The sequence below is a fragment of the Streptomyces sp. YPW6 genome, from assembly GCF_018866325.1.
In the GTDB taxonomy this organism is placed as follows: domain Bacteria; phylum Actinomycetota; class Actinomycetes; order Streptomycetales; family Streptomycetaceae; genus Streptomyces.
Genome location: NZ_CP076457.1, coordinates 677,775 through 690,783 on the forward strand (window position 1 = coordinate 677,775; position 13,009 = coordinate 690,783).

General features: G+C 72.8%; 11 protein-coding genes and 1 pseudogene. 6 read left to right on the forward strand and 6 right to left on the reverse strand.

What is annotated here, in order from left to right; all coding sequences use genetic code 11:
• The first annotated feature begins 113 nt into the window (after positions 1 to 113).
• From KME66_RS03050 to idi, 3 genes and pseudogenes are all read left to right on the forward strand, one after another.
• Positions 114 to 1,055: a cation diffusion facilitator family transporter gene (locus tag KME66_RS03050; RefSeq protein ID WP_073226427.1), complete on the forward strand. Its 942-nt coding sequence runs from the start codon at positions 114 to 116 to the stop codon at positions 1,053 to 1,055.
• 128 nt (positions 1,056 to 1,183) lie between these two features.
• Positions 1,184 to 1,693, forward strand: a pseudogene (locus tag KME66_RS03055) (GNAT family N-acetyltransferase); the annotation flags it as partial.
• A gap of 148 nt (positions 1,694 to 1,841) precedes the next feature.
• The gene (gene idi, locus KME66_RS03060; RefSeq protein WP_073226435.1) at positions 1,842 to 2,435 is read left to right on the forward strand and encodes an isopentenyl-diphosphate Delta-isomerase; all 594 of its coding nucleotides are present in this window, start codon (positions 1,842 to 1,844) and stop codon (positions 2,433 to 2,435) included.
• Between the two features lie 245 nt (positions 2,436 to 2,680).
• Here the strand turns inward: idi and KME66_RS03065 are convergent, their stop codons facing one another.
• Together KME66_RS03065 and KME66_RS03070 are read right to left on the reverse strand one after the other, a co-directional pair.
• A complete protein-coding gene (locus KME66_RS03065; RefSeq protein ID WP_073226440.1) occupies positions 2,681 to 3,136 on the reverse strand; it encodes an ATP-binding protein in 456 nt (151 codons plus the stop codon).
• 145 nt (positions 3,137 to 3,281) lie between these two features.
• Positions 3,282 to 3,905 carry an HdeD family acid-resistance protein gene (locus tag KME66_RS03070; protein WP_073226443.1) on the reverse strand — a complete coding sequence of 208 codons (624 nt, stop codon included), beginning with the start codon at positions 3,903 to 3,905 and terminating at the stop codon, positions 3,282 to 3,284.
• Positions 3,906 to 3,985: 80 nt separating this feature from the next.
• Between KME66_RS03070 and KME66_RS03075 the strand changes: the two genes are divergently transcribed.
• Positions 3,986 to 4,750 carry an enoyl-CoA hydratase-related protein gene (locus tag KME66_RS03075; protein WP_073226446.1) on the forward strand — a complete coding sequence of 255 codons (765 nt, stop codon included), beginning with the start codon at positions 3,986 to 3,988 and terminating at the stop codon, positions 4,748 to 4,750.
• Between the two features lie 48 nt (positions 4,751 to 4,798).
• Here the strand turns inward: KME66_RS03075 and KME66_RS03080 are convergent, their stop codons facing one another.
• Positions 4,799 to 5,434, reverse strand: coding sequence for a DJ-1/PfpI family protein (locus KME66_RS03080; RefSeq protein ID WP_216318620.1), 636 nt, complete (start codon positions 5,432 to 5,434; stop codon positions 4,799 to 4,801).
• Between the two features lie 248 nt (positions 5,435 to 5,682).
• Positions 5,683 to 6,654 (reverse strand): GlxA family transcriptional regulator, encoded by a 972-nt coding sequence (locus KME66_RS03085; RefSeq protein ID WP_216318623.1) that lies wholly within the window; start codon positions 6,652 to 6,654, stop codon positions 5,683 to 5,685.
• 171 nt (positions 6,655 to 6,825) lie between these two features.
• Between KME66_RS03085 and KME66_RS03090 the strand changes: the two genes are divergently transcribed.
• The gene (locus tag KME66_RS03090) at positions 6,826 to 7,695 is read left to right on the forward strand and encodes a hypothetical protein (RefSeq protein ID WP_216318626.1); all 870 of its coding nucleotides are present in this window, start codon (positions 6,826 to 6,828) and stop codon (positions 7,693 to 7,695) included.
• Positions 7,696 to 7,899: 204 nt separating this feature from the next.
• Positions 7,900 to 10,317, forward strand: coding sequence for a Tex family protein (locus KME66_RS03095; RefSeq protein WP_216318628.1), 2,418 nt, complete (start codon positions 7,900 to 7,902; stop codon positions 10,315 to 10,317).
• A gap of 217 nt (positions 10,318 to 10,534) precedes the next feature.
• Here KME66_RS03095 and KME66_RS03100 read toward each other — a convergent pair whose 3' ends face one another.
• Together KME66_RS03100 and KME66_RS03105 are read right to left on the reverse strand one after the other, a co-directional pair.
• Positions 10,535 to 11,212, reverse strand: a complete 678-nt coding sequence (locus KME66_RS03100; protein WP_253208559.1) for a trans-aconitate 2-methyltransferase — start codon at positions 11,210 to 11,212, stop codon at positions 10,535 to 10,537.
• 124 nt (positions 11,213 to 11,336) lie between these two features.
• A complete protein-coding gene (locus KME66_RS03105; protein ID WP_216318632.1) occupies positions 11,337 to 12,974 on the reverse strand; it encodes an ABC-F family ATP-binding cassette domain-containing protein in 1,638 nt (545 codons plus the stop codon).
• Positions 12,975 to 13,009: the final 35 nt, after the last annotated feature.

Consider the following 13,009-nt stretch of genomic DNA (forward strand, 5'->3'; position numbering starts at 1 on the left):
CAGATGACAACGGTGTTCAGTCCCGTGTTGCCGGATACCCCCCACCCGTAGTTCACTGGGCCTGACCGGGGTGATTCTCCCCGGCCCGACCCACAGACCTGGAGGCGTTTCGCATGGGGGCTGGCCACGATCACGGGCACACGCACGGCGGGCCGCCCCCGACCGGGACGGCGGCCGCCGCGCACCGGGGAAGGCTCCGGATCGCCCTGGGGATCACCCTGAGCGTGATGGTCATGGAGATCGTCGGCGGGGTGCTCTCCGACTCGCTCGCGCTGATCGCGGACGCCGCCCACATGGCCACCGACGCGCTGGGGCTCGGGATGGCGCTGCTCGCCATCCACTTCGCCAACCGCCCGGCCGCCGCGAACCGCACCTTCGGTTTCGCCCGCGCCGAGATCCTGGCCGCGCTCGCCAACTGCCTGCTGCTGCTCGGCGTCGGGGCCTATCTGATCTACGAGGCGGTGGAGCGGTTCATCACTCCGGCCGAGACGAAGGGCGGCCTCGCCATCGCGTTCGCCGCGGTCGGCCTGGTGGCCAACGTCGTCTCCCTCTCCCTGCTGATGCGCGGGCAGAAGGAGAGCCTGAACGTGCGGGGCGCCTACCTGGAGGTGATGGCCGACACCCTGGGCTCGATCGCCGTGATCGTCTCGGCGGGGATCATCATGGCGACGGGCTGGCAGGCGGCGGACCCGATCGCCTCACTGGTGATCGGCCTGATGATCGTCCCCCGGACGGTGAAGCTCCTGCGGGAGACCCTGAACGTGCTGCTGGAGGCCGCGCCCAAGGGGGTCGACATGGCGGAGGTCCGGGCCCACATCACGGCCCTGCCCGGGGTGCTGGACGTCCACGACCTGCACGCGTGGACGATCACCTCGGGGATGCCGGTGCTCTCCGCCCATGTGGTGGTGCGCCAGGAGATGCTCGACTCGATAGGGCACGAGAAGGTGCTGCACGAGCTGCAGGGCTGCCTCGGTGACCACTTCGACGTGGAACACTGCACGTTCCAGCTGGAGCCGAGCGGTCACGCGGAGCACGAGGCGCATCTCTGTCATTGACCGATGCCGCGGGGAGCGCCGCACCCACCGGTTCCTCGTCCGTCCCCCGGGTCCGGGGCCAGGTCCGTCGCTCCCCGGATCACGCCCGGACCCTCGCACGAAAAGGTTCCCCCGTGACCGACCACACCGAGCCCCGATGGACCACCCGCCCGGAGGCCCCGGCGGACCGTGACACCGTGCACGGCGTCAACACGGCCGCGTTCCCCACCCGGGACGAGGCCGACCTCGTGGACGCCCTGCGGGCCGACCCCGAGGCGTGGCTGCCGGAGCTGAGTTACGTCGCCGAGGCGTCCGACGGGTCGCTCGCGGCGTACGCGCTGCTGACCCGCTGCCGGGTCGGCGACGCCCCGGCGCTCGCCCTGGCCCCGGTGGCCACGGTCCCCGCGCACCAGCGGCAGGGCGCGGGGCAGGCCGTGGTGCGGGCGGCGCTGGAGGCCGCCCGGGAGCGCGGTGAGGCGCTGGTGCTGGTGCTCGGTCATCCCGAGTACTACGCGCGCTTCGGTTTCGGTCCGGCCTCACGCTACGGAATCCGGCCAGGTTTCGAGGTGCCGGACGAGGCGATGATGGCCCTGGTACTGGACGATTCCGTTCCTGTTCCGGCGGGTCTGATCCGTTATCCGGCGGCCTTCGGGGTCTGACGCCCCGTCCGTCCCGCCGCGTGCGCAGGGTACGGCGGGACGGACATGCCCGGCCCCGAAGTACGGACAAGCGGCTTTTGTGCGGCAGACTTGACCGGACTCCAGGGGCACCGGCGCACGAGGCCGGGGACCAAAGCGAAGGATGGGTATGCCGACCACACCAGCCACCGCGACGCACAGCTCGTCGAACGGCACCGCAGAAGCGATCATGCTCGAACTGGTCGACGAGAACGGCACCACCATCGGCACCGCGGAGAAGCTGGCGGCCCACCAGGCCCCCGGACAGCTGCACCGCGCGTTCTCCGTGTTCCTCTTCGACGAGCAGGGGCGGCTGCTGCTCCAGCGCCGGGCACTCGGCAAGTACCACTCTCCCGGCGTCTGGTCGAACACCTGCTGCGGACACCCCTACCCGGGCGAGTCCCCGTTCGCGGCCGCCGCCCGGCGTACGTACGAGGAGCTGGGCATCTCGCCGTCGCTGCTGGCCGAGGCGGGCACCGTGCGCTACAACCACCCGGACCCGGCGTCGGGTCTGGTGGAGCAGGAGTTCAACCACCTGTTCGTGGGGATGGCGCAGGCGGCGCTGAAGCCGGACCCCGAGGAGGTCGGCGAGACCGCCTTCGTGACGGCGGCCGAGCTGGAGAAGCGGCACGCCGACGACCCGTTCTCGGCGTGGTTCATGACGGTGCTGGACGCGGCACGGCCGGCGATCCGCGAGCTGACGGGGCCCTCGGCGGGCTGGTGACCCGCCGCCGCCCGGTCGCGTACGGGGGCGACGGGCGGTCGCGCACGAGGGCGGCCTGGCGGGTTCTTACACGGGGCGGGGCCGCGCAGGGCCGCGCGGTCGCCGTACGGGGGGTCTGGCGGTCGTACGGGGCCGGGCCGTCGCCGTACGGGGGCGCGGGCGGTGGCGCAAGAGGGGCCGGGCGGGCGCCGTGCGGAGGACGCGGGGCGCGTGCAGGGGCCGGGCGGTCGCGTGCGGGGCGGCGGTCAGAGCTGCGTCTTCAACGGCAGCGCCGCCCAGATGATCTTCCCGCCGCTCGCGGTGTGCTCCACGTCGCAGGTGCCGCCCGCCTCCGCGGTGACCACCTTGACCAGCAGCAGGCCCCGGCCGCCTGTCTGCGCGTAGTCCGTCTCCAGGGCGGTCGGGCGGTAGGGGTGGTTGTCCTCCACCGAGACCCTGACCCAGTCGGCGCCGATGGCCACCTCGACGGCCAGTTCGGGCGAGAGCAGCGCCGCGTGCTTGACGGCGTTGGTGACCAGCTCCGAGACGATCAGCAGAAGTCCCTGGAGGATGTCGTCCTCGATCGGCACCCCCTGCCGGCCGAGCAGATCACGTACGGCGTGCCGGGCGCCGGGCACGGACGCCTCCACGGCGGGGGCGGTGAAGCGCCACACCCCCTCGTACGACACGGGGTCGGCAGGGGCACTCCCGAGGCTCTCCATCGTCCGGCACCAGCTCTCACTCGCACTGCACTGACCGTCGAGTAAAGAGTGTGGGAATGGCTTGGTCCGGACCGTGCCACTGACCGGAAGTAGCCAGGTATCGGCGCTATTCGACCAAACCTGTTGGCTGTCGGCAGCCAGGGGACTACTTCTGCTCGTCCTCCGGTGCCGTGATCGGCTCGTCCGCAGCCGGGGCCGTTTCATCGAGCCGCTCCGAGACCATGCTGACGATACGGCGGCCGCCGATGCCGATGGCGATCAGGCCGAGTCCGTCGAACAGCAGGGCCAGCGAGAAGAAGCAGCCGAGCACGTAAAGGCTGCTGTGCGGCCAGTCGAACAGCACCAGAAGACCCAGCAGCAGGCCGAAGGCGCCCTGCAGCAGGGTCCACCCCATCTGCGGGCCGCGCACCACGACGCTGCCGACGAGCCGGAAGACGCCGCCGGTCAGGAAGAGCAGGGCGGCGAACATGGTCAGCGCCTCGGCGGTGCCCTCGGGATGCTTGATGACGACGACGCCCGCGGCGATGTTGAGGGCCGCGACCACCACCCCCAGCCAGAAGTAGCTGGTGCCGCGCGACTCGATCGCGTGCAGCAGCCCCACCAGACCGCCGACGAGCAGCAGCCAGCCGAAGAGCAGCATCGAGGTGAGGGTGGCCACGCCGGTGTAGACGAGGCCGATGACGCCCGCGATCACCAGCAGCGTGCCGAGCAGCGCCAGCCAGCCGAAACTGCGGCTGAGCTTCCTGCCCTCGGCGGTGGGTTCGTTCATCGACAGCTCCTCACGGTGCGTGCCCGTCTCGCGACCCCTTCTTGATCATAGGTTCGAACCGCAGGGATAGCATCCGGCGCATGGACCGCACGGAACCCCGCCTGATCACGTCCGTCGAGCGCGGCGTCGCCACCGTCGTCATCGCGAACCCCGCCAAACGGAACGCGATGACCCCCGCGATGTGGCGGAGCCTGCCGGAACTGCTGGAACGGCTGGCGGCCGATCCGGCGGTCCGGGTGCTGGTACTGACCGGGTCCGGGGGCACCTTCTGCGCCGGGGCCGACATCTCCACGCTGCGGGAGAGCGCGGCCACCGCGCAGGGCCTGGCGGTGGCGGCCGAAGAGGCGCTCGCCGCGTTCCCCCGGCCGACGCTGGCGGCGGTGCGCGGTTACTGCGTGGGCGGCGGCAGCCAGCTCGCGGCCGCCTGCGACCTGCGGTTCGCGGAGGAGGGGGCCTCCTTCGGGGTCACCCCGGCCAAGCTCGGCATCGTCTACCCGGCGTCCTCGACCCGGCGGCTGGTCGCCCTCCTCGGCCCGGCCACGGCCAAGCACCTGCTGTTCTCGGGAGAGCTGATCGGCACGGAAAGGGCGCTGCGCACCGGCCTGGTCGACGAGGTGCTGCCGCCGGGCGGGCTGGAGCAGCGGGTCGAGGAGTACGCAGCGGTGCTGGCGTCCCGGTCGCAGCTGACCCAGGCCGCGGCGAAGGAGTTCGCCGCGGGCCGGACGGACCGGGACGCCCACTGGGCCGCCGAGGCACACGGCAGCGCGGACACGGCGGAGGGCGTCGCCGCTTTCCTGGAGCGGCGCGCGCCCCGCTTCACCTACACCACGGCGTCCACGCGCTGAGAGCACGGGCCGTGGCCCCTGTCCGGTGACGCCGTCCGCCTCCGGCCCTCACCGGGAGGAGTGGCGGCTCCTGGTCCGCCACTCCTGGACGAGGGCCGCGGGGGCCTTCTCCGGCGAGCCGCAGTCGTAGGGCGGCTGCGGGTCGTACTCCGTGAGCAGCTGGACCGAGCGCGCCGCGTCGTCGCCCGCGATCCGGCCGAGCAGGGTCAGCCCCATGTCGATACCGGAGGAGACCCCGGCGGCGGTGACGTACTTGCCGTCGAGGACCACGCGCTCCCCCGTGGGGGCGGCGCCGAACTCCTTCAGCGCCTCCAGCGCCAGCCAGTGCGATGTGGCGCGCCGCCCCTTCAGGAGTCCGGCCGCCGCCAGCAGGAGCGAGCCGGTGCAGACGGAGGTGGTCCAGGCCGTGGTGGCGTCGACCGTCCGGAGCCAGCCGAGCAGGGCCTCGTTCTCCATCTGGTCGCTCTGGCCGGGGCCACCCGGCACGATCACCAGGTCGGGCGAGCTCACCTCGGCGAGCGTCTTCTCCGCGACGAGCCCGAGGCTCCCGCTGTCGTTGCGGACGGGTCCGGGCCGCTCGGCGACGAAGACGGTCTCGGCGCCGGGCGCCCGGCTGAGGATCTCGTAGGGGCCGACCGCGTCCAGGGCGGTAAAGCGGTCGAAGAGCACGATGGCGATCTGCACGGGAGCTGCCTCTCGGTACGGCCGGTGGGAACCGGCACGGTCGGTGGGAACCGGCACGGTCGGTGCGGGTCCGCGGGGTCGGTGCGGGTCCGCGGGGTCGGGACGGGCCTGCGTGGCGGGTGCGGGTCTGCATGGCCGGTGCGGGCATGCGCGGTCGGTGCGGGTTGCATGGCCGGGCAGGCATCGCGGCCGGTGCGGGTCTGCATGGCCGGTGCGGGTCTGCGTGGATCGTTGTGCGCCGGTGGGGGTCAGGTGGTGGACGCGGGGGTGCGGAAGCGGCGGCGGTATTCGGCCGGCGCCGTCGCGAGGGTCTTCAGGAAGGCCCGGCGCATGGCCTCCGGAGTGCCGTAGCCGCTGGCACGGGCGACCTGCTCGACACCGTCGGCGGTGTCCTCCAGGAGCCGGCGGGCGTGCTCCAGGCGGACCCTCTCGACGTACCGCCCGGGGGTCGTCCCGGTCTCCGCCCGGAACGCGCGGGCGAAGTGCCGGGGCGAGAGCCGGGCGCGGGCGGCGAGCGCGTCGACCCCGAGGTCGGCGTCCGGGTGCCGGGTGATCCAGTGCTGGACCTCGCGCAGGGGTTCGCGCCGGGCGGTCTGAGCGCTGAGCTGGGCGCTGAACTGGGCCTGGTTGCCGGGGCGGCGCAGGAACACCACGAGGTGGCGGGCGATGGTCAGGGCGAGCTCCCGCCCGTGGTCCTCCTCGACGAGCGCGAGGGCGAGGTCGATTCCCGCGGTGACGCCGGCCGAGGTGGCCAGCCGCCCGTCCCGGACGAAGATCGGCTCCGGGTCGACCCGGACGGCCGGGTGGTCACGGGCGAGCCGCTCGCAGTGGTTCCAATGGGTGGTGACCCGGTGCCCGTCGAGCAGGCCCGCCTCCGCCAGCAGCAGCGCCCCGGTGCACACGGAGACCAGCCGCTCCGCGCGGGGCGCGTGCTCCCGCAGCCAGCCGGTCAGCTCCGGCTGCGCGCCCCGGGTGCCCTCGCCTCCGGGCACCAGCAGCGTGTGCGGCGCGGGCGCGTCGGCGAGGCTGCTGTCGGGCACCAGGGTCAGACCGCTGGTGGACCGGACCGGGCCGCCGTCGAGGGAGGCGGTCCGCAGGTCGTAGGAGACCCCGGGCGAGCGGGAGGCGCCCGCGAAGACCTCCATCGGGCCGGTCACGTCGAGGCCCTGGACGCCGTCGAAGAGGACGACGAGGACGGTTCGCTGCTTCACATCCGCCATCCTGGGCGGCGGGCGGCGATGGCCGCAATGACGAAAACCCCTCCTTTTCTGCCATCGGCCCGCCATGAGTTGCCAGTGACCCGCCATGACCTGCCCTCGGCCCCGGTCCGGAGCCCGTTGGTCCTCCCCCAGGGCTTCCACGTCGTACCGACCAGTCGGTAACGTGCGGGCATGAGTACTCTCCCGGCCCGCGCGGAGCGCCGCTGCCACAACGCCGTCAACCCGCTGCATTCCTGCCTCTTCTTCTCCCCCGACCTGGGTACGGAGATGGCGAAGATCGGCATCGAGGACCCCTCCGCCGCCTACTTCGCGACCCGCGCCGCCGCGTTCGGCACCGTGGGCGCGGGCACCGTCAGCGCCACGTTCTACAACTTCAACCCCGTTCTGGTGGCACGCCACGTACCGGCCGTCTGGGAGACCGCCTCCCCCGAGACGGTTCTCGACGCCCGGCTGCGGGCGGCGGACACGACGCTGCGGCGGCTGCTCGGCGAGGAGATCATCGCCTCGGACGAGATGGCGGAGGCGGCCCGGCTCGCACTGCGCGCCACCGAGGCCTGCACCCCGCACGCCCGCCCGCTGTACGCCGCGCACGCGGACCTTCCGGTGCCCGAGGAGCCGCACCTGGCGTTCTGGCACGCCGCGACCCTGCTCCGGGAGCACCGGGGCGACGCCCATCTCGCCGCCCTGCTCGCGGCCGGCCTCGACCCGCTGGAGTCGCTCGTCAGCCACACGGCCACCGGCAAGGGCATGGCGATCCGCTGGATCCTGTCCTCCCGGGGCTGGCGCCGCACCGACTGGGAGGCCGCGTCCGAGCGGCTGCGGGAGCGCGGGCTGCTGGCGGCGGGCGAGGAACTGGCGCTGACCGAGGCCGGGACCGCGTTGCGCGCCGAGATCGAGGAGGCGACGGACCGCTTGGACACTGCCCCGTACGCACACCTGGGACCCGAGGGCGTGGAACGGCTCACCGAACTCGCCCGTGGCTTCCTCTTCACTGCCGCGGCGGCGGGCGCGTTCCCGGCATCGGCGACCGGCCGGGGCTGACCCGGGACGGACCCCGGCGCCGCCCGGGACCCCGCGCACCACGCGGGGGCTCCCGGGCGTGTTGCCCGAGGTCACGCGACACGGCCCCCGGCCACGCGGCACAATGCAGGCCCGGGGGGATGCCACCCCGGCAAGCAGATACGTGCTCAACACGACCCGAGCACGGCCAGCACAGCCAGTACGAGAAGGCGAGTCGGGAAAACCGTGACGACGTCCATCGAAGGCAGGATCGCCGAGGAGCTCGGCGTACGTGAGCGACAGGTCAGGGCGGCGGTCGAGCTGCTCGACGGCGGATCGACCGTGCCGTTCATCGCGCGCTACCGCAAGGAGGCGACCGAATCCCTCGACGATGCGCAACTGCGCACGCTGGAGGAACGGCTGCGCTATCTGCGGGAGCTGGAGGACCGGCGTACCGCGATCCTCGACTCCGTCCGCGAACAGGGCAAGCTCGACGCGGCGTTGGAGGCGAGCATCCGGGCGGCCGAGACCAAGGCGCGCCTGGAGGACATCTACCTGCCGTTCAAGCCGAAGCGGCGCACCAAGGCGCAGATCGCCCGGGAGGCGGGGCTCGAACCGCTGGCCGACGGCCTGCTCGGGGACCCGTCGGTCGATCCGCTCGCGGCCGCCGCCGCGTTCGTTGACGGCGACAAGGGCGTGGCGGACGCGGCGGCCGCTCTGGAGGGCGCGCGCGCGATCCTCACCGAGCGGTTCTCCGAGGACGCCGACCTGACCGGCGAGCTGCGTGAGCGCATGTGGACGCGCGGCCGGCTGGCGGCGAAGGTGCGCGAAGGCCAGGAGGAGGCGGGCGCGAAGTTCGCCGACTACTTCGACTTCGCGGAGCCGTTCACCGCGCTGCCCTCACACCGGGTGCTCGCGATGCTGCGCGGCGAGAAGGAGAACGTGCTCGACCTGGTCCTGGAGCCGGAGGAGCCGGAGGCCGCCGAGCGGCCGGGCCCGTCCGCGTACGAGAGCATGATCGCCCGCCGCTTCGCAATCGCCGACCGGGGCCGTCCGGGCGACAAGTGGCTCGGTGACACCGTGCGTTGGGCCTGGCGGACCCGGATCCAGGTGCATCTGGGCATCGATCTGCGGCTTCGGCTGCGGACAGCGGCGGAGGACGAGGCGGTCCGGGTCTTCGCCTCGAACCTGCGCGATCTGCTGCTCGCCGCCCCGGCCGGGACGCGGGCCACGCTGGGCCTGGACCCCGGATTCCGTACGGGGGTGAAGGTCGCGGTCGTCGACGCGACCGGCAAGGTGGTGGCCACCGATGTGATCCACCCGCACGTGCCCGCCAACAAGTGGGACCAGGCGCTGGCGAAGCTCGCACGTCTCGCCAAGGAGCACGCGGTCGATCTGATCGCGATCGGCAACGGCACGGCGTCCCGCGAGACGGACAAGCTCGCCGGTGAACTGATCGACAAGCACCCCGAGTTGAAGCTGACCAAGGTGATGGTGTCGGAGGCGGGCGCTTCGGTCTACTCCGCCTCCGCCTTCGCCTCACAGGAACTGCCCGACATGGACGTGTCGTTGCGTGGCGCGGTGTCCATCGCGCGGCGGCTCCAGGACCCGCTGGCCGAGCTGGTGAAGATCGACCCGAAGTCGATCGGCGTCGGCCAGTACCAGCACGACCTGTCCGAGGTGAAGCTCTCACGTTCGCTGGACGCGGTCGTCGAGGACTGTGTGAACGGCGTCGGCGTGGACGTCAACACCGCCTCCGCACCCCTGCTTTCACGGGTCTCCGGGATCAGCTCCGGGCTGGCGGAGAACATCGTGGCGCACCGGGACGCCAACGGCCCCTTCCGCTCCCGCAAGGCGCTCAAGGACGTGGCGCGTCTGGGTCCGAAGGCGTACGAGCAGTGCGCGGGCTTCCTGCGGATCCGGGGCGGCGACGACCCGCTGGACGGCTCCAGCGTGCACCCCGAGGCCTACCCGGTGGTGCGGCGGATGGGTCGGAGCGCGGGCGGGGAGGTCGCCTCGCTGATCGGCAACACGCAGGCCCTGCGGGCGCTGCACGCGGCGGACTTCGTGGACGACATGTTCGGGTTGCCGACCGTGACGGACATCCTCAAGGAGTTGGAGAAGCCGGGGCGCGACCCCCGTCCCGCGTTCCGCACGGCGACCTTCAAGGAGGGCGTCGAGAAGCTCGGCGACCTGGAGCCGGGCATGGTGCTGGAGGGCGTCGTGACGAACGTGGCCGCGTTCGGAGCGTTCGTCGACATCGGCGTCCACCAGGACGGTCTGGTGCACGTGTCGGCGCTGTCGAAGACGTTCGTGAAGGACCCGCGCGACGTGGTGAAGCCCGGGGACATCGTGAAGGTCAAGGTCATGGACGTCGACGTGGAGCGCAAGCGCATCTCGCTGACGCTGCGCCTCGACGACGAGCCCGGCGCGGGCGGCGGCCAGCAGGGCCGCGGCGAGCGGGGCGGACGTCCCCCGAAGCAGCGCCAGGGCCAGGGCTCCGGCGGCGGCCAGGGCCGTCAGGGCGGTGGCGGCCGGGACCGGCGCGGCGGGTCGCGGCAGGGCGGCCAGGGCGCTCCGGCTCCGGCCAACAGCGCGATGGCGGACGCGCTGCGGCGGGCCGGGCTGGCGGACCCGAAGCAGGGCGGCGGCCGGGGGCGCTGAGCCCGATGGTCTCCGCCCGCGGGGACCAACGGTAGGGCTGTCCGGCGCCGGGACCGGCCGTGGTGCGGTCGTGGGCCTGGTGTGACGCGGTGCCCGTGATCGCGGCGGTTCTTGCGCTCGGCAAGGGCCGCCGCGACACCGTGGATGCTGTCTACCGGCGACGCGGGCAGCTGACGGTGCGCGGTGGGGCGGCTGTGAGGCGGCGGGCGCCGGCGCCCTATGGCTCGTGGCGTCGGCGCGCGAGGTGGAGCGTGATGTCGGCTTCCATCTCGACCACCTCGGGCAGCACCCGCCCGATCCGCCTGAACAGCTCTTCGCGTGGCGCGGGGGCCAGCACGAGATAGGCCGAGATCGTGGAGAGGTGGCCGAGGTAGTCGCTCGCGCTCAGCGCGTAGCGCCGTTCGACGACCGACTGCCGCACATCGGTGAAGAACGGGGACTGCTGGAGTTCGGCGCCCGGCCACTGCATGGCGTGCTCCGGGGGCGTTCCGTCAGGGGACGGGATCTCGTCGCTGCCGAGGAACGGCGCCCGCACCCTGCGTACGGCGTCGGCGACGGCCGGGTCGGCCGGTCGCAGCGGCCCGCCGAACGAGGCGAGGACGCCCCCGCGCTGCACCAGTCGGGCCATGCGCGACCACCTGCCCTCCGGCTGGGTCCAGTGCAGCGAGGCGGCCGCGTAGACGAGCCCGTACGTCTCGTCCAGCCGCAGCTCCTCGAACGCGGCCCGCTCCGTGCGGACCCCCGTCGGCACGTGCTTGCGCAGCTCGGCGAGCATGACCGCGTCGGGGTCCGTGGCCGTGACCGCGGCCACCTGCTGGGTGAACAGGCGCGTCGCCTTGCCCGTTCCCGCGCCGATCTCCAGAGCGGTGCGAACCGGGTGACCCGCGTAGGCCATCACCCGGTCGAGGAGTACCGGAGGATATCCGGGCCGAAACCGCTCGTACGCTTCCGCTATTGCTCCGAAACTCACTGCGCGACGGGTCATACCGGCAAGCCTGGCATCAGCTCCCCGGCCCCGCTCAGACTTCCTTGATCTGGCCGTCCGCCACTTCGACGCGGCGCGTGGTGCGGACCGCCTCCAGCATCCGGCGGTCGTGCGTCACCAGGAGCAGAGTGCCCGTGTACGTCTCCAGGGCCGCCTCCAACTGCTCGATGGCGGGCAGGTCCAGGTGGTTCGTCGGCTCGTCGAGCACCAGGAGGTTCACGCCCCGGCCCTGGAGCAGGGCGAGGGCGGCGCGGGTGCGCTCCCCGGGGGAAAGGCTGGTGGCCGGGCGCATCACATGGTCGGCGCGCAGGCCGAACTTGGCCAGCAGGGTGCGGACTTCGGCCGGCTCGGTGTCGGGCACGGCCGCGCAGAACGCGTCCAGCAGCGACTGCGCCCCGAGGAACAGCTTGCGGGCCTGGTCCACCTCGCCCACCACGACGCCCGAACCGAGCACGGCGTGCCCGGAGTCCAGGGGCAGCCGCTCCAACAGGGCTGCCAGCAGCGTGGACTTGCCCGCGCCGTTGGCTCCGGTGATGGCGACCCGGTCCGCCCAGTCGATCTGGAGCGAGGCGGGGCCGAAGGTGAAATCGCCACGCACGACGCGGGCTTCACGCAGAGTGGCGACGACGGATCCGGAGCGCGGGGCGGAGGCGATCTCCATCCGCAGCTCCCACTCCTTGCGGGGCTCCTCGACGACATCGAGGCGTTCGATCATGCGCTGGGTCTGGCGGGCCTTCGCCGCCTGCTTCTCGCTGGCCTCGCTGCGGGCGTTGCGGCCGAGCTTGTCGCCGTCGGTGGCCTTGCGGCGGGCGTTCTTGACACCCTTGTCCATCCAGGAACGCTGCATGTGGCCGCGCGCTTCGAGGGACGCCTTCTTGTCGGCGTACTCCTCGTAGTCCTCACGGGCGTGCCTGCGGGCGGTCTCGCGCTCCTCCAGGTAGGCCGCGTAGCCACCGCCGTACAGGTTGATCTGCTGCTGGGCGAGGTCCAGCTCCAGCACCTTGGTGACCGTACGCATCAGGAACTCGCGGTCGTGGCTGATGACGACGGTGCCCGCGCGCAGGCCGGCCACGAAACGCTCCAGCCGTTCCAGGCCGTCCAGGTCGAGGTCGTTGGTGGGCTCGTCGAGCAGGAAGACGTCGTAGCGGGAGAGGAGGAGCGACGCGAGCCCGGCGCGGGCCGCCTGTCCGCCGGAGAGCGCGGTCATGGGCCGGTCGAGTCCCACGGTCAGGCCGAGCTCGGCGGCGACCTGCTCGGCCCGCTCCTCCAGGTCGGCGCCGCCGAGGGCGAGCCAGCACTCCAGGGCGTCGGAGTACGCGTCGTCCGCGCCCGGGGCTCCCGCGACCAGGGCCTCCGTCGCCTCGTCCATGACGCGCTGGGCGTCGGCGACGCCGGTACGGCGGGCCAGGAAGGCGGCCACGGTCTCGCCGTCGCGGCGCTCGGGCTCCTGCGGGAGGTGACCGACGGTGGCGGTGGGCGGGGAGAGCCGCAGCTCGCCCTCCTCCGGACGGTCGAGCCCGGCGAGCAGACGGAGCAGGGAGGACTTGCCCGCACCGTTCACTCCGACGAGACCGATCACGTCACCGGGGGCGACGACGAGGTCGAGCCCGGCGAAGAGCGTGCGGTCGCCGTGTCCGGCGGCGAGGTCCTTGGCGACGAGAGTGGCAGTCATCAGGGGGCCGATCCTAGCCGCCGGCGCCCGGTGCC